Annotated in this window: 30 protein-coding genes; 15 read left to right on the top strand and 15 right to left on the bottom strand. The window is 70.0% G+C overall.

Going from position 1 to position 25,839, the window contains the following annotated elements:
* Positions 1-32: 32 nt before the first annotated feature.
* The 5 genes from J0I43_RS12035 to J0I43_RS12015 are packed head-to-tail and all read right to left on the bottom strand — an operon-like array spanning position 33 to position 5,285.
* Positions 33-1,565 (bottom strand): ABC transporter substrate-binding protein, encoded by a 1,533-nt coding sequence (locus J0I43_RS12035; RefSeq protein ID WP_292863990.1) that lies wholly within the window; start codon positions 1,563-1,565, stop codon positions 33-35.
* A 27-nt stretch (positions 1,566-1,592) separates the two neighbouring features.
* Positions 1,593-2,411, bottom strand: coding sequence for an ATP-binding cassette domain-containing protein (locus J0I43_RS12030; protein ID WP_292863987.1), 819 nt, complete (start codon positions 2,409-2,411; stop codon positions 1,593-1,595).
* A complete protein-coding gene (locus tag J0I43_RS12025) occupies positions 2,408-3,421 on the bottom strand; it encodes an ABC transporter ATP-binding protein (protein WP_292863984.1) in 1,014 nt (337 codons plus the stop codon). Before J0I43_RS12025 ends, J0I43_RS12030 begins: the two co-directional genes overlap by 4 nt.
* A complete protein-coding gene (locus tag J0I43_RS12020) occupies positions 3,418-4,362 on the bottom strand; it encodes an ABC transporter permease (protein WP_292863981.1) in 945 nt (314 codons plus the stop codon). Before J0I43_RS12020 ends, J0I43_RS12025 begins: the two co-directional genes overlap by 4 nt.
* Positions 4,359-5,285, bottom strand: coding sequence for an ABC transporter permease (locus J0I43_RS12015; protein ID WP_292863978.1), 927 nt, complete (start codon positions 5,283-5,285; stop codon positions 4,359-4,361). The genes J0I43_RS12020 and J0I43_RS12015 overlap by 4 nt, the downstream gene beginning before the upstream one ends.
* Positions 5,286-5,530: 245 nt before the next feature.
* On the opposite strand from J0I43_RS12015, the gene J0I43_RS12010 reads away from it, so the two are divergent.
* The 3 genes from J0I43_RS12010 to proC are packed head-to-tail and all read left to right on the top strand — an operon-like array spanning position 5,531 to position 8,121.
* Positions 5,531-6,526 carry an ornithine cyclodeaminase family protein gene (locus J0I43_RS12010; RefSeq protein ID WP_292863976.1) on the top strand — a complete coding sequence of 332 codons (996 nt, stop codon included), beginning with the start codon at positions 5,531-5,533 and terminating at the stop codon, positions 6,524-6,526.
* A 52-nt stretch (positions 6,527-6,578) separates the two neighbouring features.
* A complete protein-coding gene (locus J0I43_RS12005; protein WP_292863973.1) occupies positions 6,579-7,250 on the top strand; it encodes a GntR family transcriptional regulator in 672 nt (223 codons plus the stop codon).
* 40 nt (positions 7,251-7,290) lie between these two features.
* Positions 7,291-8,121, top strand: a complete 831-nt coding sequence (proC, locus tag J0I43_RS12000) for a pyrroline-5-carboxylate reductase (RefSeq protein ID WP_292863970.1) — start codon at positions 7,291-7,293, stop codon at positions 8,119-8,121.
* 131 nt (positions 8,122-8,252) lie between these two features.
* Here the strand turns inward: proC and J0I43_RS11995 are convergent, their stop codons facing one another.
* Together J0I43_RS11995 and J0I43_RS11990 are read right to left on the bottom strand one after the other, a co-directional pair.
* The gene (locus J0I43_RS11995) at positions 8,253-8,924 is read right to left on the bottom strand and encodes a TrkA family potassium uptake protein (protein ID WP_292863967.1); all 672 of its coding nucleotides are present in this window, start codon (positions 8,922-8,924) and stop codon (positions 8,253-8,255) included.
* Entirely contained in the window at positions 8,917-10,359 is a 1,443-nt protein-coding gene (locus tag J0I43_RS11990) for a TrkH family potassium uptake protein (RefSeq protein WP_292863964.1), read from the bottom strand. The genes J0I43_RS11995 and J0I43_RS11990 overlap by 8 nt, the downstream gene beginning before the upstream one ends.
* Before the next feature lie 76 nt (positions 10,360-10,435).
* Between J0I43_RS11990 and J0I43_RS11985 the strand changes: the two genes are divergently transcribed.
* The 5 genes from J0I43_RS11985 (at position 10,436) to J0I43_RS11965 (ending at position 12,047) form a co-directional block, all read left to right on the top strand.
* Positions 10,436-10,843, top strand: a complete 408-nt coding sequence (locus J0I43_RS11985) for a helix-turn-helix transcriptional regulator (protein WP_292863961.1) — start codon at positions 10,436-10,438, stop codon at positions 10,841-10,843.
* 145 nt (positions 10,844-10,988) lie between these two features.
* On the top strand, positions 10,989-11,180 hold the full coding sequence (locus J0I43_RS11980) for a helix-turn-helix domain-containing protein (RefSeq protein ID WP_292863959.1): 192 nt from the start codon (positions 10,989-10,991) through the stop codon (positions 11,178-11,180).
* A gap of 82 nt (positions 11,181-11,262) precedes the next feature.
* Complete coding sequence (locus J0I43_RS11975; protein ID WP_003792170.1) at positions 11,263-11,361, top strand: AURKAIP1/COX24 domain-containing protein; 99 nt, start codon at positions 11,263-11,265, stop codon at positions 11,359-11,361.
* 78 nt (positions 11,362-11,439) lie between these two features.
* Entirely contained in the window at positions 11,440-11,754 is a 315-nt protein-coding gene (locus J0I43_RS11970; protein WP_292863956.1) for a glutaredoxin family protein, read from the top strand.
* Positions 11,751-12,047 carry a Dabb family protein gene (locus J0I43_RS11965; protein WP_292863953.1) on the top strand — a complete coding sequence of 99 codons (297 nt, stop codon included), beginning with the start codon at positions 11,751-11,753 and terminating at the stop codon, positions 12,045-12,047. Before J0I43_RS11970 ends, J0I43_RS11965 begins: the two co-directional genes overlap by 4 nt.
* Before the next feature lie 126 nt (positions 12,048-12,173).
* On the opposite strand, the gene J0I43_RS11960 is transcribed toward J0I43_RS11965, so the two are convergent.
* From J0I43_RS11960 to J0I43_RS11925, 8 genes are all read right to left on the bottom strand, one after another.
* The gene (locus tag J0I43_RS11960) at positions 12,174-13,286 is read right to left on the bottom strand and encodes an ABC transporter ATP-binding protein (RefSeq protein WP_292863950.1); all 1,113 of its coding nucleotides are present in this window, start codon (positions 13,284-13,286) and stop codon (positions 12,174-12,176) included.
* Positions 13,283-14,077, bottom strand: a complete 795-nt coding sequence (locus J0I43_RS11955; RefSeq protein ID WP_292863947.1) for an ABC transporter permease — start codon at positions 14,075-14,077, stop codon at positions 13,283-13,285. Before J0I43_RS11955 ends, J0I43_RS11960 begins: the two co-directional genes overlap by 4 nt.
* The gene (locus tag J0I43_RS11950; RefSeq protein ID WP_292863944.1) at positions 14,074-15,027 is read right to left on the bottom strand and encodes an ABC transporter permease; all 954 of its coding nucleotides are present in this window, start codon (positions 15,025-15,027) and stop codon (positions 14,074-14,076) included. Before J0I43_RS11950 ends, J0I43_RS11955 begins: the two co-directional genes overlap by 4 nt.
* Positions 15,024-16,157 (bottom strand): ABC transporter substrate-binding protein, encoded by a 1,134-nt coding sequence (locus J0I43_RS11945; protein WP_292863941.1) that lies wholly within the window; start codon positions 16,155-16,157, stop codon positions 15,024-15,026. Before J0I43_RS11945 ends, J0I43_RS11950 begins: the two co-directional genes overlap by 4 nt.
* A 137-nt stretch (positions 16,158-16,294) precedes the next feature.
* Positions 16,295-16,471 carry a YegP family protein gene (locus tag J0I43_RS11940; protein WP_292863938.1) on the bottom strand — a complete coding sequence of 59 codons (177 nt, stop codon included), beginning with the start codon at positions 16,469-16,471 and terminating at the stop codon, positions 16,295-16,297.
* Between the two features lie 100 nt (positions 16,472-16,571).
* Positions 16,572-17,366: a tyrosine-protein phosphatase gene (locus J0I43_RS11935; protein WP_292863935.1), complete on the bottom strand. Its 795-nt coding sequence runs from the start codon at positions 17,364-17,366 to the stop codon at positions 16,572-16,574.
* 12 nt (positions 17,367-17,378) lie between these two features.
* On the bottom strand, positions 17,379-18,719 hold the full coding sequence (gene aspS, locus J0I43_RS11930; RefSeq protein WP_292863932.1) for an aspartate--tRNA(Asn) ligase: 1,341 nt from the start codon (positions 18,717-18,719) through the stop codon (positions 17,379-17,381).
* 11 nt (positions 18,720-18,730) lie between these two features.
* Complete coding sequence (locus J0I43_RS11925) at positions 18,731-19,450, bottom strand: MBL fold metallo-hydrolase (protein ID WP_292863930.1); 720 nt, start codon at positions 19,448-19,450, stop codon at positions 18,731-18,733.
* Positions 19,451-19,551: 101 nt separating this feature from the next.
* Between J0I43_RS11925 and J0I43_RS11920 the strand changes: the two genes are divergently transcribed.
* Genes J0I43_RS11920 through ccsB form a run of 7 tightly spaced genes read left to right on the top strand, consistent with a single transcriptional unit; the run spans position 19,552 to position 25,831 of the window.
* Positions 19,552-20,076 (top strand): TetR/AcrR family transcriptional regulator, encoded by a 525-nt coding sequence (locus tag J0I43_RS11920; protein WP_292863928.1) that lies wholly within the window; start codon positions 19,552-19,554, stop codon positions 20,074-20,076.
* Between the two features lie 48 nt (positions 20,077-20,124).
* On the top strand, positions 20,125-20,784 hold the full coding sequence (locus J0I43_RS11915; protein ID WP_292863925.1) for a DedA family protein: 660 nt from the start codon (positions 20,125-20,127) through the stop codon (positions 20,782-20,784).
* Between the two features lie 45 nt (positions 20,785-20,829).
* Positions 20,830-21,459 carry a histidine phosphatase family protein gene (locus J0I43_RS11910; RefSeq protein ID WP_292863922.1) on the top strand — a complete coding sequence of 210 codons (630 nt, stop codon included), beginning with the start codon at positions 20,830-20,832 and terminating at the stop codon, positions 21,457-21,459.
* On the top strand, positions 21,459-22,085 hold the full coding sequence (locus J0I43_RS11905; protein ID WP_292863920.1) for a TlpA disulfide reductase family protein: 627 nt from the start codon (positions 21,459-21,461) through the stop codon (positions 22,083-22,085). The genes J0I43_RS11910 and J0I43_RS11905 overlap by 1 nt, the downstream gene beginning before the upstream one ends.
* A gap of 19 nt (positions 22,086-22,104) precedes the next feature.
* Entirely contained in the window at positions 22,105-22,932 is an 828-nt protein-coding gene (locus J0I43_RS11900; protein ID WP_292863917.1) for a cytochrome c biogenesis CcdA family protein, read from the top strand.
* Positions 22,913-24,658 (top strand): cytochrome c biogenesis protein ResB, encoded by a 1,746-nt coding sequence (locus J0I43_RS11895; RefSeq protein ID WP_367267553.1) that lies wholly within the window; start codon positions 22,913-22,915, stop codon positions 24,656-24,658. The genes J0I43_RS11900 and J0I43_RS11895 overlap by 20 nt, the downstream gene beginning before the upstream one ends.
* A 24-nt stretch (positions 24,659-24,682) precedes the next feature.
* Positions 24,683-25,831, top strand: a complete 1,149-nt coding sequence (ccsB, locus tag J0I43_RS11890) for a c-type cytochrome biogenesis protein CcsB (RefSeq protein ID WP_292863914.1) — start codon at positions 24,683-24,685, stop codon at positions 25,829-25,831.
* The last annotated feature ends 8 nt before the right edge of the window (positions 25,832-25,839 follow it).

The following is a 25,839-nucleotide window of genomic DNA, read 5'->3' as shown; positions in this document are numbered from 1 at the left end:
GACGCGTGGACCGTTCCTCCCCGTCCGGATGATCAGCCGGTGTAGGAGACGTCGGCGAGGTCGTACTCGCCGTCGACTCGGGGGGTCCATGTCACCTTGGGTGATACGGCGTAGTCTGCCTCCGGAGTGAACAGGGGTACCAGATAGGCGCCTTGGAAGTTCGCCTCCGCGAGGGCGCGGAAGGCCGCGATGCGATCGTCTCCCGCGACCGTGCGCTGCTGCGCGACCAGCGCGGCCGTCTCCGGGCTCTTCGCGTAGTCGTTCTGGCCTCCGGCGAACAGGTTGGTCGCGGGCATATCGCCGTCCATCGTCGACGGTGCCCAGGTGTTCAGGTACAGGCCCTTCATGTCGACGGTGCCGTAGATGCGGCCCGACAAGGTTGCCTGATCCATGCCGGAGAGCTTCACCGTGATCCCCACGGCCTCGAGGTAGCCGGCGATGGCCTGCGCGATCTCCGCGCTCATGGGGATGCGTCCGCTCGTCGCGTACTCGAGGTCGATCTCCTCACCGCTGTAGCCGGCCTCGGCGAGCAGAGCCTTCGCCGTGGCCGGGTCGTAGGCGGGGCCTGCGGCGTCGGGGACGTAGCCGGCGACGTTCGCAGCGACGATCTGGTCGTTGGCGACGGCGCGCCCGCTCAGCACGGTCTTCACGAGAGCCTCGCGGTCGATGGCATGCCACACGGCCTGACGGATGCGCTCGTCGGCGAGCGGGCCCGCCGTCGAGTTGATTCCGAGGAAGGTCGTGCCGTTGGCGGGCCGGGACCGGACATCGACGCCGCTGCCCTCGGCGGAGGAGACCTGGTTCGGCGAGATGAGGGCGATGTCGAGGCTCCCGGAGAGGACGCCGTTCAGGCGCGCCTCCTCATCGGAGACGGTCTGGAACGTCAGCTTGTCGATCTTCGGCGCTCCGCCCCAGTAGTCGTCGTTGCGCTTGAGGACGTAGTCGACGCCGCGCTGCCAGCTGACGAAGGTGAACGGGCCGCTGCCGACGGGGGCGGCGGCGAAGCCCTCCGAGCCGAGCGCGGTGTAGACCTTCTCGGGCACGATGGACTGCGCAGTCGTGATCGAGGGCCACGGGGAGAACGGGGAGTCGAGGTCGAAGACGACGGTGTGGTCGTCCGGAGCGGATACAGAGGTCAGCATGTCCATGTACCCGAGGTTGTCGGAGTCCGGCGTGTGGAGCACGGTCTCATAGGTGAACACCACGTCAGATGCCGTGAGCGGCTCGCCGTCGTGGAACTTCACGTCGTCGCGGAGTGTGAACGTCCATTCCGTGAAGTCCGCGTTCGGTGTCCACGACGTCGCGAGCGACGGCTGGATGTTGCCGTCGGCATCCAGGACCGTGAGCTGGTCGAAGAGGTTGTAGTAGATGTTGTAGCCGGCGAGCGACCCGTCGATGATCGGGTCCGGCGACTTCTCCGGTTCGGCGACGACTCCGATGGTGAGGTCGTGGGATGCCGAGCCGGAGCCGGTGCCGCCGGCGCAGGCCGAGAGCACGAGCGCAGTGCCGGCGAGGGCGGCAGCGGCGGCGAGTCCGCGACGAAGGCGGGGTGAACGGTGGGTCATGACGGTCCTCTGTTCGTTCGGGTGGGGTCAGAGCGTGATGCGGGGTGGTGCGTCCGCCCGCAGGTGCGGGTCGGGGATCGGGATGGCGGCGAGGAGGGTGCGGGTGTAGTCGTGCTGCGGCCGCTCGAAGATCTGGTCGCGGTCGCCGAGCTCGACGATCCGTCCCTGCCGCATGACAGCGACACGATCGGAGAGGTGCCGGACGACCGACAGATCGTGCGCGATGAAGAGGTATGACAGCTGCCGCTCGCGTTGGAGGTCCTGCAGCAGATTGATGACCTGCGCCTGCACCGACACGTCGAGCGCCGAGACCGGTTCGTCGAGGACGAGGACTTCGGGTTCGAGCGCGAGGGCACGGGCGATGCCGATGCGCTGGCGCTGTCCGCCGGAGAACTGCGCCGGCGTGCGGCGCAGGGACTCGGCGCCGATTCCGACGCTCTCGAGCAGCTCGACGACGCGGGCTTTCGAGTAGCGTCCGACGATCGTCAGCGGTTCCGCGACGATGTCGTGCACGCTCAGGCGTGGGTCCAGAGACGAGTACGGGTCCTGGAACACGAGCTGCACCCGGTTGCGCAGTCGCCGCCGGGCGAGCGGCGGCAGGTCGGCGAGCCGTTGACCGAGGACGCGGATGTCGCCGGACGCCGGGGTGTTCAGCCCGAACACGGTGCGTACGAGCGTGGACTTGCCGCATCCCGACTCGCCGACGAGGCCCAGCGTCTCGCCGCGGTGGAGGATGAGGGAGACCCCGTCGACGGCATCCACGACGTGACGGCTGCGCCATCCCGTGCGGCGGGAGAAGCGCACGTGCAGGTCGTCGATCTGCAGCACGGGTTCGGCGGCGCTCATCGGGCGACCTCCTGGGCGAAGCGCGTGACTGTGTCGGTGTGATGGCACGCGGACAGGTGATCGGATGCCACCGTGCGCAGGCCCGGGACCTCACTGACGCACCGCTCCGACTTCGCCGGAAGCTGGCACCGCGGCGCGAACGGGCACCCCGCGGGCCGGGCCGCGGGCTGCGGCGGCGCTCCCGGGATCGCATAGGCGCGTCCGTTCGCGCTCTCCGCGGTGAGCAAGCTCGCCAGGAGGCCCGCCGTGTACGGGTGGCGAGGTCCATCGAAGAGCTGCCACACGGACCCCGACTCGACGATCCGCCCCGAGTACATGATGACGATGCGATCCGCGGTCTGGGCCACGAGCCCGAGGTCGTGCGTGATGAGCGCCATCGCCGCGCCGGTCCGGCGCCGGGCGTCGGCGAGCAGCTCCATGATCTGCGCCTGGATCGTGACGTCGAGCGCCGTCGTGGGCTCGTCCGCCACCAGGAGGTCCGGATCGTGGGCGATGGCGGCGGCGATCACCGCCCGCTGACGCATGCCGCCGGACCACTGATGCGGGTAGGCGCGAGCCCGGGCTGCGGCATCCGGAACGCCGACGGAAGCAAGAAGCTCTGCTGCGCGCCGGTCCGCCTCGGCGCGGGTCATGCCATCGGCGTGCAGGCGCACCGCGCGGGCGATCTGGGCGCCCACGCGCTTCACCGGGTTGAGCGCGGTCATCGGATCCTGGAACACCATCGCGAGCCGCCGTCCGCGCAGCTCCCGCAGGCGGCGCTCGCCGGCGCCGAGCAGATCCTCTCCCCGGTACTCGACGCGCCCGGAGAGGACCTCGACGCCGGTCGGCAGGAGGCCGAGGACGGCGGCCATCGTCAGGCTCTTGCCCGATCCCGACTCGCCCACGACGCAGAGCACCTCACCCTCCGCGATCTCGAACGAGACCCCATCGACCAGGCGTATCTCGCGTCCCTTCTCCCCGCGGGTGCCGACGACCAGGTCATCGACGCGCAGGAGCACATCACGAGTCATGCGCGGACCTTCTTCCGGCGGCGGAGGGCGGAGAGCTCACGCTCGGAGGTGAAGCGCTGGCTGAGGAGATTGACGCCGATCACCACGAGGAAGATCGCGATGCCGGGCATCAGCGCCAGATACGGCGCATCGCGCACGTATTTCTGGCCTTCGCTGATCAGCAGCCCCCACGACGGAGTCGGCGCCTGCACGCCGAGACCGAGGTAGTCGAACGACGAGGTCAGCAGGAGCACTCCGCCGATGTCCGCCGAGGCGAGGATGAGGACCTGGACTCCCACGTGCGGTGCGATGTGCGTCGAGACGATCCACTGCGGGCTCGCTCCCTGGATGCGCGGTGCGATGACGAAGTCGCGGCCCTTGAGCGACATGGCCGTGCTGCGTGCGACGCGGGCGTACCCCACCCAGTACGTCGCCGCGAGGGTGAGGATCATGACCCAGACGTTGGGCCCGAAGGCGGCGGAGAGGGCGATGAGGACAAGGATGAGCGGCATCGCGAGCTGCACGTCAGCCCAGCCCATCAGCAGGTTGTCCAGCCGTCCGCCCGCGTAGCCGGCGATCATCCCGGTCACCATGCCCACGAACGCATTGATTGCGACGACGAACACGACGATCCCGAGCGAGATCTGGCCGCCCACGGCCAGCCGGCTCGCGAGGTCGCGGCCCAGCATGTCGGTGCCCAGAGGGTGGGACCAGTCGGTGAAGGGACGCGCGAAGGATGCCGAGAGGTCCTGCCCGTACGGGTCGCTCCCCGGCAGAAGTGGAACGATGAGGATGAAGGCGACGACCGCGGCGAGGATGCCCGCGCCCACCCATTCCGTGGGGCGCAGGCGCGGCCACACGAATCGTGCAGCCGTGTCGCGGTCGGGTGCTGGCGGCGGGGTCTGCTCGGCGTGCGCCCTCTCGGCGAATGCCGAGCCGGCCGGCGTGGAGTGCACGGTCATGCGAGGTGTCTCACTCTCGGGTCGATGAGCGCGCTCACGACGTCGACGAGTGCGTTGGCGAGGATGAAAAGCACGGCGACGACGATGAGCCCGGACTGCACGACAGGGAAGTCGCGCGCGTAGACGGCGCTCAGCATCAGTTGGCCGAGGCCCGGCCACGCGAAGACGTTCTCGACGATGACGAGCCCGCCCAGGAAGGACCCGAGACTGATGCCGGCGATGGTGAGAACGGGGAGCACGGCGTTGGGCAGCTGTTCCGCCACCACGACGCGCAGACGGGTCTCTCCCCGGGCGTAGGCCGTGCGGGCGTAGTCGAGCCGCGACTGCTCGCCCAGCGCGTTGTCGAGCAGCCGCAGGTACACGACGAACTGCGCCGTCGCGATCGTGGCTGCGGGCATGATGATCGCGAGCGGGTCGCGGTTGCCGAGCGACGGCAGCAGCCCCAGCGCGACCGAGAAGACGAGCACGAGCAACAACCCGAAGAAGAAGTCGGGGATGGCCTGGCGAGCCGATCCCAGGGCCAGCAATGCCGTGCGCATGCCGGCGCTCCGGACGACGTGGACCGCCACTGCCGCGACGACGGCGAGCAGCACCCCGGCGACGAGCCCCACGGCGCCGAGCTGTAAGGATGCAGGGACCCGCTCGAGCACCAGCTGCATGGAGGGGATGCCGCGCTGGCGATACGAGTCGCCGAAGTCCCCGCGGGTGACGATGCCGACGATGTAGTCGACGTACTGCTTCCAGAGCGGCTGGTCGAACCCCAGGCTCGCGTCGAGAGCGTCGATCTGTTCGCGCGAAGCGTTGTCACCGAGCAGAAGAGCGGCAGGGCTGCCGCTGAGGCGCCCCAGGGCGAACGCGATGGTCACGACCACGAAGATCGTCGCCAGGGCCTGTATGAGTCTTCTCAAGACCAATGCCGCCATGTGCGCCTCCTCTCGCGACCGTGCTTTGGGATACAGGATCCGCTACTTATGTTTCTGCGATATGTCCTGCAGTTTCCGCGCAGTGAACTCTTCGGTCTGTCCCTCGTTGCCAATTTCGCCCGTATTTGCGCGGAAAGTGGAGGAGTGCAGCGACTGTTCGACGGCTACGCGCCGTCGCGCGGATACGCATGTGTGGCGTTGCTCCGCGCCACAACCACTATGTTCGGTATACCAAAGGAGATCTCATGGCGACACTGACACTGACCTCCGTCGACGTCGAGGGCCTCGCGGACGCGGAGGAGATGCGACACGCGATGGCGGCGGCGCACCGGGCCCTGCGGACGGGCAGCGCCGTGCAGCCGAGACCCGACGCGCTCCCGGTCGGTGTCGACGGCACCGCGGACGCTCCCGCCGTGGTGCCCATGAGCGCGCTGTCCGAGGAACTGGGGCTGTTCGCCGTCAAAGTCCTCGCCGACGCGCCGCGCAATCGCGCCGCGGGACTCCCCGCGCAGCGCTCGACCGTCGTGCTGTTCGATGCGACCACGGCGGAGTGTGTCGCCATCGTCGACGGGCGCGCGCTCACCCGTATCCGCACCGCGGCGGTGACCGCGCTCGCGACGGACGTGCTCGTGGCCCCCGATGCGCGCGTCGTCTCCCTCATCGGAGCGGGGCCCCTCGCGGCCGAGCATGCGCGCTCGCTGCGCCTCGTCCGTGGATTCGAAGAGGTGCGCGTGTGGTCTCGCAGCGCGGCGAGAGCCGAGGCCTGCGCTCGGCAGCTGGCCGCTGAGGGCATCCCCGCGACGGCCGCCTCGACGCGGGAGGCCGCGCTCGACGCCGCGGATGTCGTCTGCACGTTGACACCCGCTCAGGAACCATTCCTTTCCCGCTCGATGCTCGGCGATCGCGTCCACGTCAACGCCGTGGGCTCCCCCCCACGCCCGATGTTCAGCGAGGTAGAGGCCGACGTGTTCCGGGACGCGCGCGTGGTCGTCGTCGACCACCCGGCGGTCGCCGTCGCCGAGTCCGGGAACATCCGCGACGCGTTCGTCGCGGGCGCGCTGGACCCGACACGGCTCGTCCCGCTCGGCGACGCGATCGACACCGCCGCGAGTGCGGCGCGCGGCGGGCTCACGATCTTCAACTCGGTCGGCCTCGGCATCCAGGACCTCTATGCGGCGCACGTGCTGTGTCTGCGCGCGCGCGCCGTCGGCGCTGGCACAATGGTCGCGATCCGATCGTGACGCGGCGTCGCGCGGTGGCGGTGCGACGGACGGCACCGTGAGAGGAGATGGGATGCCGGAAGGACACGGCGCGTCGGATGACTCCCTGGCGGCCACCGCCTACCGGCGCATCCGCACGGCGATCATCCTCGGTCGATATCCCGACGGAGCCGCCATCGTCGAGGGGCGGTTGGCCGATGAACTCGAGATGTCGCGGATTCCCGTTCGGGCAGCGATCCTCCAGCTCGGCGTGGACGGATTCCTCGCCACGGCCCCCCGCCGCAGCGCTCGTATCGTGGGATGGGACCGGCGCTCCATCGACGAGCTGTTCGACGTTCGGCTGAGTCTCGAGACCCTGGCTGCGCGGCTTGCGGCGCAGAACGCCGGCCGTGGGGCACCGGTCGACGACCTCGATCGCGCGCTCGACTCCGCGCACGTGGCCGTCACCGGAGGGGATCGCCTCGCGATCGCCGAGGCGCACGCGGCATTCCACGCGTGCATCGTCGAGATGGCGGACAGTGCGCTTCTCACCTCGCTCACCCGCGTCGTCAGCGGCAGGCTGGTCTGGCTGTTCTACCTGACGGGTGCCGACCGCGACGCGCATGAGCAGTCCCATGAGCATGAGCAGCTCCTGGCCGCGATCTCGGAAGGCAATGCGCGTCTCGCCGAGAGCCTCGCCTTCAGCCATATCGAGAGGGGACGCGCGCCCTCGGTGGACATCATCTCGGGTCGGCGAGACAGGTGAATCCGTCGGGATCCCGCGGTTCCTCTGGGAGGATGTGAGCATGCCCCAGACCCTTCCCGCGATCGCGATCCTCGGTGCCGGTTCGATGGGCGGCGCCATCGCGCACGGCCTCATCCGCTCGGGACTCGCCCCGCAGCTGACCGTCACCAACCGCTCCCAGGCCAAGGCGGCGGAGCTCGCCGGCGACGGCGTCACGAGCATCGCCCTCGAGACGGATGCCGAGGCCAACACCCACGCCGCGGCCGAAGCCGACATCGTCCTCGTGGGCGTCAAACCCGTCATGGTGCCCGATCTGCTGCGCGAGATCGCCCCCGCTCTGCGACCCGGCGCGATCGTCGTGAGCCTCGCCGCCGGGGTGACGATCGCGACCTTCGAGTCGATCGTCGGCGAGGGCGTGCCGGTCATCCGCTCGATGCCGAACACTCCCGCGGTCGTCGGCAAGGCGGTGACAGGACTGGCGCGGGGGTCCGCGGCATCCGATGCCGACCTCGCGCTCGTGCGCGCGCTCTTCGAGACGTGCGGCGTCGTCATCGACGTGCCCGAGGCGCAGATCGACGCGCTGTCGACGATCTCCGGATCGGGCCCCGCCTACGTCTTCCTCCTCATCGAGGAGCTCACGGAGGCGGCCCGCGGCAAGGGGTTCTCCGACGCCGACGCGCGGCTCATGGCCGAGCAGACCTTCATCGGCGCTGCGGCGCTGCTGGATGCCACGGGGGAGGATCCGGCCGAGCTCCGTCGCCGCGTCACGAGCCCGAAGGGGACGACCGAGCGCGCCGTCGCCGTGCTGCAGGGCGCGAACCTCGCGGGGATCTTCGCCGAGGCGACCGACGCCGCACTCGCCCGCGCCCGCGAGCTCGCCGCGGGCGCGTAGCCCTACCGCGCGAACTCGCCTCCGGCTGCGGCATCCACAGCGCCGCTTGCTGTCGAGATCACCCGTTGTCCGCGGTCAGCAACCGGCGCACTCGGCGAGAGCCGGCGCACTCGGCTACCCCGCGACAGCCGTCAGCGGTCGAGCGACGCGAATCGTTCGATGTCGCTGTTCGTGCCCGACACGATGATGAGGTCGTGGTTGGTGACCACGGTGTCCGCCTCCGCGTAGCGGAACGGCTTGCCGGGGCTCTTCACGCCGACGACGGTCACGTTGTACTTCGAGCGGACGCCCGACTCGTTCAGACCGATCCCGCGGATGAACTTCGGCGGGTACATCTTCGCGAGCACGAAGTCGTCGTCGAACCGGATGAAGTCGAGCATGCGCCCCGACACGAGGTGGGCGACGCGCTCGCCGGCCTCGCGCTCGGGGTAGATGACGTGGTTCGCGCCGACGCGGGCGAGGATCTTGCCGTGGCTCTGCGAGACCGCCTTCGCCCAGATCTGCGGAACCTTCAGGTCGACGAGGTTGGCGGTGATGAGCACGGATGCCTCGATCGACGATCCGACCGCGACGACCGCCACCTGGAAGTCCTGCGCGCCGATCTGCTTCAGCGCGTCGATGTTCTTGGCATCCGCCTGGACGGTGTGGGTCACCCGCTCGGACCACTTCTGCACGAGCTCGAGGTTGTCGTCGATCGCGAGGACCTCGCGGTCCAGGCGATCGAGCTCGCCGGCGCACGCGGCGCCGAACCGGCCGAGTCCGATCACGAGGACGGGGGCGTCGCTGCGCAGCTGCTCAACCAACGATGGGCCTTTCCACGGGCAGCGAGTAGTGCTGCGAACGGGATGTCGCGGCCACGGCCGCGGCGAGAGTCACTGTACCAACGCGCCCCATGAACATCGTGAGGGCGAGGACGTAGACGGCGGGGTCGGGGAGGGTCGCCGTGAGCCCCGTCGACAGGCCCACGGTCGCGAAGCCCGAGACGACGTCGAACAGGACGTTCTCGACGGTGTCGCCGGTGATCTGCGTGATCGTGATGGTCGAGACGGCGACGATCGTCGCCCCCCATGCGACGACCGAGAGCGCCACGCGCTGCACGTCGCTCGGGATCCGCCGCCCGAACGCCTCGACCGAGGGGCGGCCCTTCGCCTCCGACCACACCGCGAGGGCGAGCACGGCGAGCGTCGTGACCTTGATGCCGCCGGCGGTGGATGCCGAGCCGCCGCCCACGAACATGAGCATCGATCCGACGACGAGCGACGACCCGTTCAGATCGCCGATGTCGACGACGGAGAACCCGCCCGACCTCGTCATGGCGGAGAGGAAGAAGGCTTGGAAGGTCGTGTCCCAGGCATCCATGCCGCCGAACGTCTTGGGGTTGGCGTACTCGAGCAGGAGGAAGACCCCGGCGCCCACGAAGAAGAGGATCACGGTCGTGATGATCGTCAGCTTCGCGTGCAGCGACCAGCGCCGGAGGTGGAAGTGGTGGCGCCACAGTGTGAAGATCACCGGGAACCCGATCGACCCGAGGAACACCCCCGCCATCAGCACGGTGAGGAAGAAGTAGTCCGTCGCGAACGGCGTGAGCCCACCGGCGTTCGGGGTGAAGCCCGTGTTCGTGAACGACATCGCCGCGTAGAACGGCGCCTCCCACAGCGCCGTGAGCGGGTCGACCCCCCCGATGAGCAGTGACGGATAGAGCAGGAGCGCGAGCGCGACCTCGATCACGAGGGTCGACAGTGCGACGGTGGCGAGCAGCTGACCGACCTCGCCGAGGCGCACGGTCTGCCCCTCGTTGACCGGGCCGCCGTGCGCGCGCAGCGGGTTCGTGTCGCCCGCCGCGATGAGCTTCGCCCGAAGGCCCAGGCGCTTGGAGATGACGAGGCCGAGGATGGATGCCAGGGTCAGCACGCCCATCGCGCCCACGTTCACGCCGATGAAGACGAGGACGTGGCCGAACGGCGACCAGTGCGTCGCCATGTCGACCGTAGACAGGCCCGTCACGCAGATCGTGGAGACCGCCGTGAAGAGCGCGTCGGCGAAGGGGGTGCGGATGCCGGATGTCGTCGCCGCGGGGAGCGAGAACAGCCCCGTGAACACGAGGATGAGGGTGGAGAACACGAGAACCGCGAAGCGCGATGGAGAGGCGGTCGCGAGTTCGCGCACACCGCGGAAGAGCGACCCGGCGGCGGCGCCGATGCGGCGACCGACGCGGACGCCGACGGAGTCGTCCGCCATGGCGTCCTCCTCGTTGCGTGGTCGTGCCGGGTCGTTGTCATGGTACTCGGGACGAGAGGCGGGCTAACCTACCTTCATGGCGGACATCTTCGACGTGATCGCCGACGGTACCCGTCGGGACATCCTGCAGCTGCTGCGCGAGCGTGCGATCGCGAGCGAGCACGGCACGAGCGTCTCGTACATCGTGAGCGAGCTCGGCGTCAGCCAGCCCACGGTGTCCAAGCATCTGAAGGTGCTGCGGGAGGCGGAACTGGTCTCCGTCCGCGAGGAGGGGCAGCACCGCTACTACAGCCTGTCGACGGCTCCGCTCGACGTCGTCGACGACTGGCTCATCCCGTTCTTCGATGAAGCGCTGACAGGCCCCGCGGAGGGCGCGACGACCTTGACCGACTCCGCCGCGGCCGCCGCGGACCTGGTGGGCCGGGCCGCGGCATCCACGAAGCATGCCTTCGACAGCATGCTCAAGCGCATCCCGGGCCGCTGACGCGCGCAGACCGACCGCGTCATCCAGCCGGCGCCGAGAAGACGCCGAGCCCAGTCACAGCCGTCACAGAGGTTTACACGCGTCCCGGCCAGCCTCTACGCTGATCCCAGCGCCGCGGGGGAGCCAGGCGCTGGGGAGAGTGAGAATGGCCGAGTTGCCCGATGTGCGTTTTCTGACCGTCGCCGAGGTGGCGGACATCATGCGCGTCTCGAAGATGACGGTGTACCGCCTGGTGCACTCCGGAGAGCTGCCCGCCGTCCGGTTCGGGCGCAGCTACCGCGTACCCGAGACCGCCGTGACCGACGCCCTGCAACGGCCGGTCGCCGACGTCGGCTAGACTGTTCCGAGGGCATTTTTCGAAGTGCCCGTTCCCGGACGCGGCGATCCGCGTCCAGACCCCTGACATAGTGAGGTTTTCCGTGGGTTCTGTCATCAAGAAGCGCCGCAAGCGCATGGCGAAGAAGAAGCACCGCAAGCTGCTTCGCAAGACTCGCCACCAGCGTCGCAACAAGAAGTAATTCCTGCTGCGGCAACGCTGAAACGACACCGAGCGCCTGTCCATCTGGACGGGCGCTTCGTGTTGGAGAATGGATGCCGTGACGACACTCACGCTCATCTCGAAGCCCGACTGCCATCTGTGCGACGTCGCCCGCGAGATCGTCGACCTCGTCGTCTCCGAACTGCCGGAGAGCGATGTCGAGGTCGCGGAGGTGTCGATCCTCGACGATCCGGCGCTGTACGAGGCGTGGTGGGAGAAGATCCCCGTCGTGCTGATCGACGACCGTCTGCACGCGCACTGGCGCCTCGACGCCGCCCGCCTGCGGGCTGCGCTGGATGCCGCGGCATCCGCAGCGCCCGCAGCGGGCGCACTCCCCGCAACGACCACCGCCCCGGAAGAGGAACCCGCATGATCCGTCACATCGTCGCCTGGCGTCTGGCCACCGAGGACCCCGCCGAGAAGGCTGCGCAGGCGCAGAAGATCGCCGCGGACCTCCTCGCGCTGAAGGGCGTCGTCCCCTCGATCGGCGAGATCTCGGTTGGCCCGGACGTCGTCGGCGGCACCAACTGGGACGTGGCCCTGGTCGCCGATTTCGCCGATCAGGCCGCGCTCGACGCGTACCAGACCCACCCCGACCACCAGGTGGTCGTGGCGTACGTGCGTTCCGTCGTCGCCGACCGCGTCGCCGTCGACTTCCAGCTCTGACCTCCCGGGGTTGCGCGCGAAAACTCCGGTGATCTGGCGGAGATCACGCCGATAACGACCCCCGTGGCCACGATCACCGCCGCGGTGGAGGAGTTTTCGTGTGCCGGCCGGACGCACCCCGTGCTCTCACGCGGCCGGTCGCACCGCCACGGCGACCTCGGCGAGCGTGAGCCGCACGCGCTGACCGTACTCGTACCGGTCGGCGACGTCGTGCTGCACGTGGACGATGTCGCCGCCCGTGGTGCGGACGACGGTGCGGCGGAAGCTGCCGAGGAACGTGCTCTCCTCGACCTCACCCTCGATGCCGGGTGCAGCGGCACCCGGCGCCGGCGACACCGCCTCGATGCGGACGTTCTCCGGGCGGAGGAGAGCCGTGACCGGTCCCGTCTCGCCCGTTCCGAGGCGGGCGAGCGTGGCGCCCCACACGGTCACGGCGTCGCCCGTCGCGACCGCGGGGACGGCGCTGGAGAGGCCGACGAACGCGGCGACGACCGGGGTCCGCGGGCGCAGGTACAGCTCTTCGGGGGTGCCGATCTGCTCGATCCGCCCGGCATCCATCACTGCGATGCGGTCGGAGACGGCGAGGGCCTCCTCCTGGTCGTGCGTCACGAACACGGTTGTGATGCCCAGGCGCAGCTGGAGGCGGCGGATCTCGTCGCGCAGCTGCACGCGCACGCGCGCGTCGAGGGCCGAGAGCGGCTCGTCCAGCAGCAGCACGCGGGGCTCCGTGACGAGTGCGCGCGCGAGGGCGACTCGCTGCTGCTGCCCGCCGGAGAGCTGGTGCGGGTAGCGGTCGGCGAGGTGACCGAGGCCGACGAGTTCGAGAGCGTCGAGCGCACGTCGTGCGGCGGGCGCGCGACGGATGCCGCGCCGGCGCAGGCCGAACGCGGTGTTGTCGACGACGCTCAGATGCGGGAACAGCGAGTACGACTGGAAGACCATGCCGATGTCGCGGCGCTGCGTCGGGACGCGCGACACGTCGCGCCCGCCGAGGAGCACCGTGCCGCCGTCGGCGGATTCGAGGCCTGCGAGCACCCGCAGCGCCGTCGTCTTGCCGCACCCCGAGGGGCCGAGGAGCGAGACGAACTCGCCGGGCGCGATGTCGAGGTCGACGCCGTGCAGCACGCGCGTGCCGCCGAAGCTCTTCTCGATGGCCTGGAGCTGCACCCGGGTGCCGGCGGCGGCTCCGGTGAGCAGCAGGTTGTCGGCGGTGTGGGGGAGAGCGCGGTCGATGGTCACGGGCGGGCCTTTCGATGGCCGCGCGCGGCGCGGCCGATGACGAGGAGGAGGACGAAGCAGAAGAGCAGGGCGAGGAGGGTGAAGATCGCCGGGAGGAACGGATCCTGCTTCTGGACCACGACCATCGCGGTCTGGAACACCTGACGGTTCAGCAGCGACGCGATCGTGAACTCGCCGAGGACGACGGCGATGGACAGCAGGGATGCCGCGAGCAGCCCCGGCCGCAGGTTCGGGGCGAGGACCCGCAGGACGACCGCCGTCCACCCCGCACCGAGCGAGCGGGCGGCCTCCGCGAGCGTGCGGAGGTCGACGGCGTCGATCGAGGCCTGGATCGAGCGGTACGCGAAGGGCAGCACCGTGATCCCGTACGCGAACGCGAGCGTCCACGCCCCCGTGCCGAGGAGGCGCCCGATCTGCAGGTAGAGCGGCGCGAGCCCTACGACGAGCACGATCGCGGGGATCGAGATCGGCAGCAGCACGGTGAACTCGAAGATGCGCTTCAGGCGGGGGAACCGCAGGTTCACGAGCACCATCGTCGGCGCGAGGAGGAGGAGCACGATCGCGACCGTCACGACGCACAGGACGAGCGAGTTGCCGAGGCCCGTCCAGATCGGCTTCAGCGTCGCGGCCGTCTTCGCATCGAACAGGCCCGCCCAGCGTGCGAAGGACAGTGAGCCATCCGGCATCTTGAGCGTGTACAGGAGGGTCGAGACGAGGGGGATCGCGAAGAAGGCACCGACGACGACCCCGATGATCGCTCGCGTCGCGGGGCGGGGAGCGAGGCGGGTCATGCCTGCCACCGCGCGGCGCGCCGCTGGACGAGGGTGTACGCACCCATGACGAGGCCGACGACCACGATCATGCCGAGAGCGAGTGCCCCGGCGAGGTTCTCCCGCCCGAGGACGGTCTCGCTCGTGAGCGCCGCACGGATCTGCAGCGGCACGATCTGCGACCCCTGGCTCGCGAGCGCCGCCGCCGTCGCGTACGACGAGAACGCGTTCGCGAACAGGAGCAGCAGGCTCGCGATGAACGACGGGGCAAGTACAGGGATGCCGATGCGCGCCCAGAAGCTCGCGGCCGACCCGCCGAGGGTGAGGTTGGCTTCAGCCCACTGCAGCTTGAGGGCGGAGAGCGCGGGGAGGAAGGTGATGACCATGAGCGGGATCTGGAAGAAGACGTAGGGCAGCACGAGACCGGGCAGTTCGTAGAGCCACGTGCCGTTCGCGAAGATGTCGATGCCGAACGCGTCGCGCAGGAACACCGTGACGACCCCCTGGATGCCGATCGTCGCGATGAACGCGAAGGCGAGCATGACACCGCCGAACTGGGCCAGGACTCCCGCCGCGGCATCCACGGCGGAGCGCACCGTGCCCTCGGCGGAGAGACCGAGGAGGGCGTAGCAGACGAGCGCGCCGACGACGGCGCCGATGACGGCCGTGAGGAGCGACAGACCGGCCGAGTTCGCGAACGTCCGGAGGATGAGCGGGTCGCCGAGGGCGGCGACGTTCGACCATGTGAACGCCCCCTCGCGGGTGAAGAATCCCGAGCCGATCGCCAGGGCCGTCGGCAGGGCCAGGAACAGTGCGACGTAGACCGTGAACGGGAAGAGCCCGAGCCACGCCCATGACAGGCGTCGCCCGGTGGGCGCGGCGGGCCTCGGGGAGGAAGGGGCGGAGCCCGAGGAGGAAGGGGCGGGGGCGGATGCCACGGCATCCGCCCCCGCCGTCACGGCAGTGGTCACTGAACCGCCGTCGCCCACTTCTCGCCGAGGAGGGTGCCCGCCGCGGCGGACTGCTTCTCGGTCGGGACGACGGTCTCGGCGGGCGCCTCCGGCAGCGCCGCGGCGAGGTTCGCGTCGATCGTGCCGGCCTCGGTCATCGCCGCCATGCGCGCGGGGCGGGCGCCGCCCTTGAGCCACAGGTTCTGCACCTCGTCGCTGTACAGGAACTCCTGCCAGAGGCGCGCGGCCGCGGGGTGCGGGGCGCTCTTGTTGATGGCCTGGTTGTAGTAGCCCGCGTAGCCCGTGCCGTCCAGCACGACGACCTTCCACGCGGGGTTGTCGGCCTGGTGCGTCGCGTTCAGGTAATCCCAGTCGAAGACGACGGGGGTCTCGCCGCTCGCGACGGTCGCCGTCGTGACGTCGACCTTGAGGAGGTTCCCCGCCTTCTGCAGCTTTCCGAAGAAGTCGATGCCCGGCTGGAAGTCGTCGAGCGTGCCACCCGACTGGACGGTCGCAAGACCCACGGCGGCGAACGCCGCGCCGGCCTGCGTGGGGTCGCCGTTGATCGCGACGGCGCCCTTGTACGCGGGGGTCAGAAGGTCTTCGAGCGACGTCGGCGCGGGGAACTTCGACGAGTCGTACCCGATCGACATGTACCCGCCGTAGTCGCCGACGAACAGGCCCGTCGGCTCCTTGAGCGCGTCGGGGATGTCGGCCCAGGTCTGCACCTGGTAGGGCGCGAACTGAGCGGTGTTCTGCAGAGCGACCGTCAGTCCGATGTCGAAGACGTCGGGAGCGGTGTCGAGGCCCTCGTTGGTCTTGGCGGCCTGGATCTCCTCGGCGCTCGAGACGTCGGGTGACTGCTCGTTGATCGCGATCTCCGGGTAGCGCTCGGCGAACAGGTCGAGGATCTCGCCGTAGTTCGCCCAGTCGCGGGGCAGCGCGATGACGTTGAGCGCGCCCTCGGCCTTGGCGGCCGTCTCGAGGGCCTCGAACGAGCCGAACGCGGTCACATCGGTGGCGGATGCCGCGTCGACGCCGCCGCCGCTCTCGCCGGCTTCCGCCGCGCCGCTGCACGCGGCGAGGGTCAGGGCCAGGGCGGTGGCGGCCGCCGTCGCGGCGATCGCGCGGCGCAGGGGAGTACGGAGCATGGGATTCCTCTCGGGTGATCCGCGCGCGCCGGAAGGCGCGCAGTGCGGGGATGAGAGGAACGTAGAACCGCTCCGTGACGCGCCGGGTCAGGCCGGGTGAACGGCTCGTGGCCTCCGGGTGACGACCTCGACCGGGATCACACCTCGACGACGGGCGCGTCCGGGGCGTTCTTCTTGATGGACTCGATGCCGTTCTGCGCGGCCGCCTTCGATTCGTACGCCTCGCCGACGGCGATGACCTGCCCGTTGCCGGCCTTGAGGCGGAACCGCCACTTGCCGCCCGCATCGGTGTAGAGCTCGAACTTTCCGGCCATCGCCGTACCTCCCATGACAGAACGGGCCCACCGCCCGTATCGCGTCACACGTTAGTGCGCGCGCCGGTCGGGGGGAAGATCGCCCGCTGTGAGGTTTCGATCAGCCGGCGAGGCGCGTCCGCAGGGTCTCGAGTCCGTGCTCCGTCAGGCCGCCCGAGCGCAGGTAGTCCGCGCTCGAGCCGTGCGTGGCATCCACCCACGCCAGCGCGGCGCTGATGGCCTCCGGAGGCGTCCGGACGACGAGCGTCTCGAGGGCCGGAGTGAGTGGGATGCCGAAGGACGCGACCATCCGCAGCATGCCGTCCGCCCAGTCGCCGGCGAGGTTCTGCTCGGAGGAGGCGTAGTCGGCGACGACGGCCGCGCGCTCGGCGCCCGCGGCGTCGAGGAGGAGAGCGGTCGCGACGCCGGTCCGATCCTTGCCGGCGGTGCAGTGGACGAGGACGGCGCTCGGCTCGTCGTCCTTCGCGTCGCTGCCGGCGACCAGGCGGGCGACCGTCGCGAAGGCGTCGGCGCCGTGCTGCAGCATGCCGATGTAGAGCTGGTCGAGCGTGGGGATCTTCGCGGCGGCATCCGCCAGTTGGTCCGCCGTCGGCGCACTGCCTGGCGAGAGCATCTCCTTCGCGAGCTGCGCCATCGCCCCCTCGAGGATCGACAGCTCTACGGTCTCGATGGTGCGGGTCGGCAGACGGTCGGGCGCGGCTGCACGCTCTTCGGGCGTGCGGAAGTCGACGACCGTGCCGATCGGGCTCGCGTCGAGTGCCGCGACGCCCGCGTCGGTGAGCGCGTTCAGTGCATCGGAGCGGAAGAGCACGCCCGGGCGGGTCACCCCGCCCGACGCGAGGGGCGTGCCGCCCGTGTCGCGGAAGTTGTGCAATCCCTCGATCGGCTCGGTCACGGCATCCCCTCGTTACGGCGCCAGCCGGGTCGGGCCGCGGAAGAGATAGGTGACCTCGCGGATCGAGTCCTGCCCGAGCATGAGCATCAGCACACGCGCGAGACCCATCCCGAAGCCGCCGTGCGGCGGCACACCGTAGCGGAAGAAGTCGAGGTAGTGGGCGAGGCCCTCGAGCGAGAGGCCCTTCTCGAGCGCCTGCGCCTCGAGCACATCGATGCGGTGCTCGCGCTGCGCGCCGGTCGTGATCTCGGTGCCCTGGAAGAGCAGGTCGTAGCTCGTCGTGAGCCCGGTCTCGGCGTTGCGCATGTGGTAGAACGGCCGGATCTCGGGGTGGTAGTCCGTGATGAACACGAACTGGTGCCCGAAGGTCTCGCGCACGTGCGCCGAGATCTGGCGCTCGCCCTCGGGATCGAGGTCGCCGTCGGTGCGCGGGATGTCGTAGCCGCGCGCCTTCACGATCTCGCGCGCCTCGGCGAGCGGGATGCGCGGGAAGGGGAGGGTCGGCACGACGACATCGATGTCGAAGAGCTCTGTGATCTCGTCGCCGTGCTTGTCCTTCACCGCCTGGAAGGCTGCCGCGAGGAGCTCCTCCTGCATCTGCGCGACGTCTTCGTACGAGTCGATCCAGCTGATCTCGGCGTCGATCGAGGTGAACTCGGTCGCGTGGCGGCTCGTGAACGACGGGTCGGCGCGGAAGACATCGCTGATCTCGAAGACCTTGCCGAAGCCGGCGGCCTGCGCCATCTGCTTGTAGTGCTGCGGGCTCTGCGCGAGGTACGCCGTCTGGTCGCCGAAGTACTCGAGGGCGAACAGCTCGGCGTTCCCCTCGGCGGGCGTCGACATGAGCTTCGGCGAGTGGATCTCGATGTAGTCGCGGTCGATCCAGTAGGAGCGCATCGCGTGCTCGAGCGTCGTCTGGATGCGGAAGATCAGGGCGTTGCGGCGCTGGCGCAGGTCGATGAATCGCCAGTCCATGCGCTTGTCGAGCCCGCTGTCGGGCGCGATCGGAGTCTCGGGAAGCGCGGCGGATGCCACGTCGAGGGCGCCGATCTTGATCTCCACGCCGCCGAGCTTGACGCGCTCGTCGTGCTTCAGGTCGCCGGTCACCGTGAGGAACGTGCCGGTGGACATCTCGGAGATGCGGGCCGTGAGGGCGAGGGCCTCGGCATCCTGGTCCGCGCCGTCGGGATCCGGGCGGGTCGCCGGGTTCACGAGCTGCACGGCACCGGTCTCGTCCCGCAGGATGACGAACTGCACCTTCTTCTGGTCGCGGACGGTCTCGACCCATCCGGAGACCCGGACGGGTCCGTCTTCGCGGGACTGCAGCTGGCTGACGAGGGTGCGTTCGGTCACGAGGGTCCAGTCTACGCGGGGGTCTCCGCCTGCTCCCGCACGGCGGCGGCGATCGCGGCGGGGGAGCCGTGCCAGGGTGCCCCGTGACCGGGCAGCACCCAGGCGGCGTCGACGCCCGCGATCCGATCGAGCGAGGCCAGTGCGACGGCGGGATCGTCGCTGAACGGTGCCGGCTGCGCGCCGGACCGGCCCGTCAGCACGTGGCGCGTCGTGAGCGCATCTCCCACGAACAGCGCGCCGACGGCGGGAACGTGGACGGCGATGCTCCCGGGCGAATGCCCCGGCATCCCGATGACGAGGGGCGCCCCGGGCAGATCGAGTCGATCCCCATCTGCGACTTCCTGCACGACCCGGGGATACGCGGTGCGGAATCCGCCCTTGCGCAGCGCATAGGCGAGGAAGCCCGCCGTCGGCATCACCCGCGCCGGTCCCATCGCCGTCTTGGGCTTCTCGCCGGTGCGCGCGCGGTGGGCATCGGCGGCGTGGACGTAGACCGGAACGCCTTCGCGGCGCAGGCGCTCGGCGAAGCCGATGTGGTCGCTGTCGCCGTGGGTGAGGATGAGCCCGCGGATGTCGGAGAGCGGGCACCCGATCTCCCGCAGCTCGCGCTGCAGGTCGCGCCAGTGCCCGGGAAGTCCCGCGTCGATCAGCGTGATGCCATCGGGCAGCTCGACCAGATACGACGAGACGATGTCGCCGCCGAGGCGGTGCAGGTGGGGAGCGAGTCGCATGTTGGGCCTCCATGGCGGTTGGGGCGATCGTCGGCGGGGATCCCTGCCATGGCTACGATAAATAGCTATGATGGCTAATGTCAATAGCTTTGGAGGATCCCGTGCCGACGCCCCCTCGTGCCTCTCTGGCCCAGATCATCGACGCCGGCCGCGAGATCGTCGAGGTCTCCGGACCCGCCGGGCTCACGATGCAGGCCGTCGCCGAGCGCGTCGGCGTGCGGGCGCCGTCGCTCTACAAGAAGGTCGCGGATCGCGACGCGCTCCTGCGCGCGGTCGCCGGGGCGACGCTCGACGATCTGTCCGCCCGCCTGGAGTCGACGGGCGATGATCTCGCCGCGCTCGCCCGCGTCTACCGCGCGTTCGCGCACGAGCACCCCGAGGCGTTTCGGCTGATGTCCGCCGTCCCGATGCCCGTCGAGGTGCTGCGGCGGTCCGCGGATCCGCTGCTGCGCGCCTGCACGCGCATCGTCGGCGAGGCCGACGCTCTGGATGCCGCACGGTTCGCGGTCGCTTGGGTCACGGGGTTCCTCCAGATGGAGCTCGCCGGCGCGTTCCGCCTCGGCGGTGACGTCGACGGCGCCTTCGAGTACGGCGTGCGCCGGCTCGCCGTGAGCCTCCGCTCCTGACGGCGTCCGCTCAGGTTCTCGTAACCTGGGCCGCATAGCGTCGCGGGTATGACGGCACTCGACGGATCCTGGCTCACGGCGCTCGTCGACGGAGTCGTCTCGCTCATGGACCTCATCGGCGCCCCCGGTGCGGGCATCGCGATCGCGCTCGAGAACCTCTTCCCGCCGCTGCCGAGCGAGATGATCCTGCCGATGGCGGGCCTCGCCGCCGCGCGCGGGTCGTTCACGCTCTTCGAGGCGCTGTTCTGGACGACCGCCGGCTCGGTCGTCGGCGCGTTCGCGCTGTACGGTCTCGGCGCCGTGCTCGGCATCGAGCGCCTTCGTCGCCTCGTCGACCGGATGCCGCTGCTCAAGGTCGAGGACGTCGATCGCACCGTCCTGTGGTTCTCGCGACACGGCGGCAAGGCCGTCTTCTTCGGACGGATGCTGCCGATCTTCCGCAGTCTCATCTCGATCCCGGCCGGTGTCGTCCGCATGCCGATGTGGCGGTTCGGCCTGCTCACGTTCGGCGGGTCGCTGGTCTGGAACGCCGTGTTCGTCCTGTCCGGCTACTTCCTGGGCGCGCAATGGCACATCGTCGAGGAGTACGCCGGCATCCTGCAGTACGTCGTCATCGCGGCCGCAGGCGCGGCGCTCGTGTGGTTCACGGTCGCCCGCGTGCGCCAGCTGCGCGGGCGCGGACGCGCGGTGGACAGCGACCCCGCCTGACGGCTCCCAGCCCGCCCACAACCTGCGCCCCCGTAGACTTGGGGCGTGCCCGCCGATCGCCTCCACCTCGTGCGCCATGGCGAGGTCCACAACCCCGATCGCGTGCTGTACGGGCGTCTGCCGAACTTCGCACTGAGCGCCGACGGCCGCGCGATGGCCGCCGCCGCCGCCGCGCACGTCGAGGGCCTCGGGCGCCCCGTGACGGCGCTCTACGCCTCGCCGCTGCAGCGCACGCGCGAATCCGCCGCGCCGTTCGCCGAGGCCTTCGGGCTCGAACCCGTGATCGACGACCGCGTAATCGAGCCGACGAACGTCTTCGAGGGCAAGCGGATGCGCCGTGCCGTCCTCAACCCGGCGAACTGGAAGCACCTGACGGACCCCGCGATCCCGAGCTGGGGCGAGCCGTACCTCGAGGTCGTCGAGCGGATGGACGCCGCGATGACGGATGCCTGGAACGCCGCACCGTCCGGTGACGTCGTCATCGTCTCCCACCAGCTCCCCATCTGGATCACTCACCTCGCCATCGCCGGCAAGCCGCTCAAGCACGACCCGCGCAAGCGCCGCTGCGCGCTGTCCAGCGTGACGAGCTTCGAGCGTCGCGGCGATGAATGGCGCGAGGTCGCGTATGCGGAGCCGGCGACGACGGCGGGAGCCGTGGATGTGGGGGCCGTCTGATGCCCGTGTTCCCGATGGCCGGACTCCCGATCAGGCGGATCGTGGCATCCCTCGCGGCCGTCACGCTCGCGCTGACGCTCGCGGCGTGCACGAGCCCGAACGACGAGCTCGCCGAGCAGTACAAGCAGGGCGGCGACACCGGGTTCATCTCCGGTGACGGCCGTGTGCAGGAGATCCCCGCCGACCAGCGAGACGGCGCGGTGGACTTCACCGGCACGGCGATCGACGGCTCGACCGTCACGAGCGCCGACTACGAGGGCGACGTGCTCGTGCTGAACTTCTGGTACGCGCAGTGCGGTCCGTGCCGGGCCGAGGCCCCTCTCCTGGAGGAGAGTTTCCAGGCCACCAACGTAAAGGGCGCAGAATTCCTCGGCGTCAACATCTACGACGGCCCCGAGCAGGCGACCTCGTTCGAGAAGACCTACGGCATCTCCTACCCGTCCCTCCTCGCGAAGGACGACGCCGACCTCAAGCTCGCCTTCGTCGACTGGACGCCGCTGCAGGCCGTGCCCATCACGCTCGTGCTCGACCGGCAGGGGCGCGTCGCCGCGCGCTTCGTCGGTCAGGTCGAGAGCGCCTCGATCCTGCAGACGATCGTGAACGACGTGCTGGGCGAGTCCTCGTGAGACGGCGGAGGCCGCAGCGGTGAACGCGGGATCGGTCGTCTTCGACGGGGCGCTGTGGCTCGCGATCCCGATCGCGATGCTCGCGGGCCTCATCTCGTTCGTGTCGCCGTGCGTCCTGCCGCTCGTGCCGGGCTACCTCGGGTTCCTCGGGGGAGCGAGCGCCCCGGCATCCGGCGAGGAAGTCCGCAGAAATGCACGTGCTCCGCAGGATGCCGCGGAAAGCCTGCGGAGTTCGCGACAGAGTGCGGAGTTCGTGAAGCGCGCGCCCGGCCGGGGGCGCCTGCTCGCCGGTGTCGCCCTGTTCATCGCGGGCTTCACGGTCGTCTTCGTGGCGATGGGCGTGCTCGCGGGCAGCCTCGGGCGATTCTTCATCCAGTACCAGGACGTCCTCACGCGTGTGCTGGGCATCGTCGTCATCGTGATGGGTCTGGTCTTCCTGGGCGTCTTCGGGTTCGCGCAGCGCACCGTCAAGCCGCAGGTGCGCAGCGGCCTCGGTCTCGTCGGCGCGCCGCTCCTCGGCGTCGCGATGGGCATCGGCTGGGCGCCGTGCATCGGTCCGACCTACGCGTCGATCCTCTCGATCTCGCTGACGCAGGCCGACCCGTGGCGGGCCGTCCTCCTGGCCGTCGCGTACTCGCTGGGCCTCGGCATCCCGTTCCTCCTCCTCGCCGTCGGCTTCGGCTGGGCGACGCGCTCGGTCGCGTTCCTGCGCCGGCATATCCGCGCGGTCAACATCATCGGAGGCGTTCTGCTCGTGGCGCTCGGCGTGCTCATGATCTCGGGAGCGTGGACGGCGATCATGTCCCAGCTGCAGGGGGTGATCGGCGGTGTCACGCTCCCGCTCTGACGCTCCCGTGATCGCGGCCGACGCGTCCGATCCGCTGCGCCCGTCCGATCACGCGGACGGCGACGGCGGCGACGGCCGCGGCATCACCCAGCCGCAGCTGGGGTTCGTGGGCTGGCTGCGGTGGGGCTGGCGCCAGCTGACGAGCATGCGGACGGCGCTCGTCCTGCTCCTCCTCCTCGCGATCGCCGCGATCCCCGGCTCGATCGTGCCGCAACGCTCCGCCGACCCGAACGGCGTTATCGACTTCGAGTCGAAGAACCCCGGGCTGTATCCCGTCTACAACGCGCTGCAGCTGTTCGACGTGTACTCCTCGGTGTGGTTCTCGGCGATCTACATCCTGCTGTTCATCTCGCTCATCGGCTGCGTCATCCCGCGCACCAAGCACCACTTCAAGGCCATGCGCGCCCGTCCGCCGCGGACGCCCATGCGCCTGTCGCGTCTCGACGACTATGCGACGGCCGAGCGCGCCGTCCCTGAAGGACGGGATGCCGAGGCCGAGGCATCCCGCGTCATCGACCTGGCGCAGGCGCAGCTGCGGAAGTCCGGCTATCGCGTCGAGCGCTACGACACGCCCGCGACGGGGAAGCGCCCGGCCATCGCCTCCGTCTCTGCCGAACGCGGGTACGCCCGCGAGACCGGCAACCTCGTCTTCCATGCCGCGCTCGTGGGCGTGCTCATCTCGGTCGGCGTCGGCGGCGGGCTCACCTACACGGGCCAGACCGTGATCGCCGAGGGCGACAGCTTCGTCAACTCCCTCGGTCTCGGGTACACGTCGTTCAACCCCGGCCGCTTCGTCGACACGGAGCACCTCCCGCCGTACTCCCTCGGCCTCGACAGCTTCGAGGTGTCGTACGTGCCGGTCGGTCAGGCGGGGCAGGGCATGGCGGGCGACTTCGCCGCGAACCTCACGACGCGCGAACCCGGTCACGATCCCGAGCAGAAGACCGTCCGCGTCAACCATCCGCTCGACATGGCCGGTGACCGCATCTATCTCATGGGCAACGGCTACGCGCCGACCATCACGGTGCGAGACCCCGCGGGCGACGTCGTCTTCCGCGAGGACGTCGAATTCCTTCCCCAGGACGCCAACATGACCTCGCAGGGCGTCATCAAGATCGCCGACGGCCTCAGCGAGGACGGCGCTCCGACGCAGCTCGGCCTGATCGGCTTCTTCTACCCGACGGCGGCGACGCTCCACACGGGCGCGCTGACCTCCGCCTACCCGGCCCTCGCGAACCCCGTGCTGACGCTGTGGGTCTACGCGGGCGACCTCGGCATCAACGACGGCACCGCCCGGAACGTCTACGCGCTCGACCCGTCCGAGATGACGCAGCTCGCCGGCGGCACGAGCGGCACCGATGCCCTGCAGCTCGAGCCCGGTCAGACCGTCCCGCTGCCGGACGGGATGGGCACGATCACGTTCGAGGACAACACCGCGAACGGGGGAGCGGAGGTCGTCAAGCGCTACGTCTCGCTCTCGATCCACCGCGACGTGGGTGCGCCCTGGGTCCTCGGCTTCGCGATCCTCGCCCTCGCCGGGCTCGTCACGGCGCTCTTCGTCCCCCGCCGCCGGATGTGGGTCAAGGCGACCGCGTCGGGCTCGTCCGTGCAGCTCGAGTACGCAGGACTCGCCCGCGGCGAGGACCCGGCGATCGCGGTCGCCGTCGCCGAGCTGAAGCGCACGCACGAGGCATCCCTCGACAGGCCGGGAACCACCGGCCGCTGACACGCCCCGCGTAGACTGGACGCCATGCCCGACGCCGACTTCTCGCTCGACTCCGTCTCGGTCCTGCTGGTCTGGACGGCCATCGCGATCTACGCCCTCGCATTCGTCGCGTACGCGGTCGACCTCGCGCGTCGCTCCGACCTCGCCGTGAAGGCCCAGGACGTGAAGACGCAGGATGCCAGGGCTCAGGCCGTGACGGCGGGCGCCCTCGTCGGCGCGGGCGCCTCGGCATCCGGCGGCTCGGCATCCGGTGCCGCCGGCGTCGCGCCGTCGTCGGTCGCGCAGCTCCGGGCGGAGGAGGCCGCGGCGCTGGAGGCCGTCGAGGCGCGCCCCGCGGCACGTCCGCGCTACGTCTGGGCCCGCATCGGCACGTCGCTGACGGTTCTCGGCTTCCTCTTCCACGTCGGCGCCGACATCACGCGCGGCATCGCCGCCGGGCGCGTGCCGTGGTCGAACATGTATGAGTTCGCCCTCACCGGCACGATGCTGATCGTCGCGGTCTATCTCCTCGTGCTGTTCCGCTACGACCTCCGGTTCCTCGGAACCTTCATCACGGGCCTCGTGACGGTGCTCCTCGGCGGCACGGCGATCTGGTTCTACACGACGGTCGTGCCGTTGTCGGATCCGCTCAAGAGCGTGTGGCTCGTCATCCACGTGTTCGTCGCGTCTCTCGCGACGGCGCTGTTCGCGCTGGCCTTCGCCCTCTCGGTCGTGCAGTTGCTGCAGGCCCGGCGTGAACGCCTCGCCGTCGCCGCGGAGGAGGCGGGCTCATCGGAGGCGACGGATGCCGAGGCATCCACCGCCGCGGCTCCCGCGGCCCCCGCGAAGACCGGGCCGCGCTTCCTGCGGACGCTGCCCTCCGCGGACGCCCTGGAGTCGCTCGCCTACCGGTTCGCGATCATCGGCTTCATCTTCTGGACGTTCACGCTCATCGCGGGCTCGATCTGGGCGAACGACGCGTGGGGCCGCTACTGGGGCTTCGACACGAAGGAAGTCTGGACCTTCGTCATCTGGGTCCTCTACGCCGGCTACATCCACGCGCGTGCGACGCGCGGCTGGCGCGGCACACGGTCGGCGTGGCTGTCGATCGTGGGCTTCTCGGCCGTCATGTTCAACTTCACGATCGTGAACATGTTCTTCAAGGGCCTGCACGTCTACAGCGGCCTGAGCTGAGGCGCACG

The organism is Microbacterium sp. (genome assembly GCF_017305435.1).
In the GTDB taxonomy this organism is placed as follows: Bacteria; Actinomycetota; Actinomycetes; order Actinomycetales; family Microbacteriaceae; genus Microbacterium.
The sequence above is the reverse complement of the archived record's forward strand: the minus strand, read 5'-3'. Positions and strand labels throughout refer to the sequence as shown.

What these genes read in the sequence shown, in the direction of transcription:
- J0I43_RS11980 (WP_292863959.1), top strand. Translation starts at nt 10,989, where the DNA reads ATGGCCGAGTTGCCCGATGTGCGTTTTCTGACCGTCGCCGAGGTGGCG.
- J0I43_RS11940 (WP_292863938.1), bottom strand. Translation starts at nt 16,471, where the DNA reads ATGGCCGGAAAGTTCGAGCTCTACACCGATGCGGGCGGCAAGTGGCGG.
- J0I43_RS11905 (WP_292863920.1), top strand. Translation starts at nt 21,459, where the DNA reads ATGCCCGTGTTCCCGATGGCCGGACTCCCGATCAGGCGGATCGTGGCA.
- J0I43_RS11945 (WP_292863941.1), bottom strand. Translation starts at nt 16,157, where the DNA reads ATGCTCCGTACTCCCCTGCGCCGCGCGATCGCCGCGACGGCGGCCGCC.
- ccsB (WP_292863914.1), top strand. Translation starts at nt 24,683, where the DNA reads ATGCCCGACGCCGACTTCTCGCTCGACTCCGTCTCGGTCCTGCTGGTC.
- J0I43_RS11925 (WP_292863930.1), bottom strand. Translation starts at nt 19,450, where the DNA reads ATGCGACTCGCTCCCCACCTGCACCGCCTCGGCGGCGACATCGTCTCG.
- J0I43_RS12025 (WP_292863984.1), bottom strand. Translation starts at nt 3,421, where the DNA reads ATGACTCGTGATGTGCTCCTGCGCGTCGATGACCTGGTCGTCGGCACC.
- J0I43_RS12010 (WP_292863976.1), top strand. Translation starts at nt 5,531, where the DNA reads ATGGCGACACTGACACTGACCTCCGTCGACGTCGAGGGCCTCGCGGAC.
- J0I43_RS11955 (WP_292863947.1), bottom strand. Translation starts at nt 14,077, where the DNA reads ATGACCCGCCTCGCTCCCCGCCCCGCGACGCGAGCGATCATCGGGGTC.
- J0I43_RS11985 (WP_292863961.1), top strand. Translation starts at nt 10,436, where the DNA reads ATGGCGGACATCTTCGACGTGATCGCCGACGGTACCCGTCGGGACATC.
- J0I43_RS12020 (WP_292863981.1), bottom strand. Translation starts at nt 4,362, where the DNA reads ATGACCGTGCACTCCACGCCGGCCGGCTCGGCATTCGCCGAGAGGGCG.
- J0I43_RS12005 (WP_292863973.1), top strand. Translation starts at nt 6,579, where the DNA reads ATGCCGGAAGGACACGGCGCGTCGGATGACTCCCTGGCGGCCACCGCC.
- J0I43_RS11965 (WP_292863953.1), top strand. Translation starts at nt 11,751, where the DNA reads ATGATCCGTCACATCGTCGCCTGGCGTCTGGCCACCGAGGACCCCGCC.
- J0I43_RS11915 (WP_292863925.1), top strand. Translation starts at nt 20,125, where the DNA reads ATGACGGCACTCGACGGATCCTGGCTCACGGCGCTCGTCGACGGAGTC.
- J0I43_RS12015 (WP_292863978.1), bottom strand. Translation starts at nt 5,285, where the DNA reads ATGGCGGCATTGGTCTTGAGAAGACTCATACAGGCCCTGGCGACGATC.
- J0I43_RS12030 (WP_292863987.1), bottom strand. Translation starts at nt 2,411, where the DNA reads ATGAGCGCCGCCGAACCCGTGCTGCAGATCGACGACCTGCACGTGCGC.
- J0I43_RS11990 (WP_292863964.1), bottom strand. Translation starts at nt 10,359, where the DNA reads ATGGCGGACGACTCCGTCGGCGTCCGCGTCGGTCGCCGCATCGGCGCC.
- proC (WP_292863970.1), top strand. Translation starts at nt 7,291, where the DNA reads ATGCCCCAGACCCTTCCCGCGATCGCGATCCTCGGTGCCGGTTCGATG.
- J0I43_RS12035 (WP_292863990.1), bottom strand. Translation starts at nt 1,565, where the DNA reads ATGACCCACCGTTCACCCCGCCTTCGTCGCGGACTCGCCGCCGCTGCC.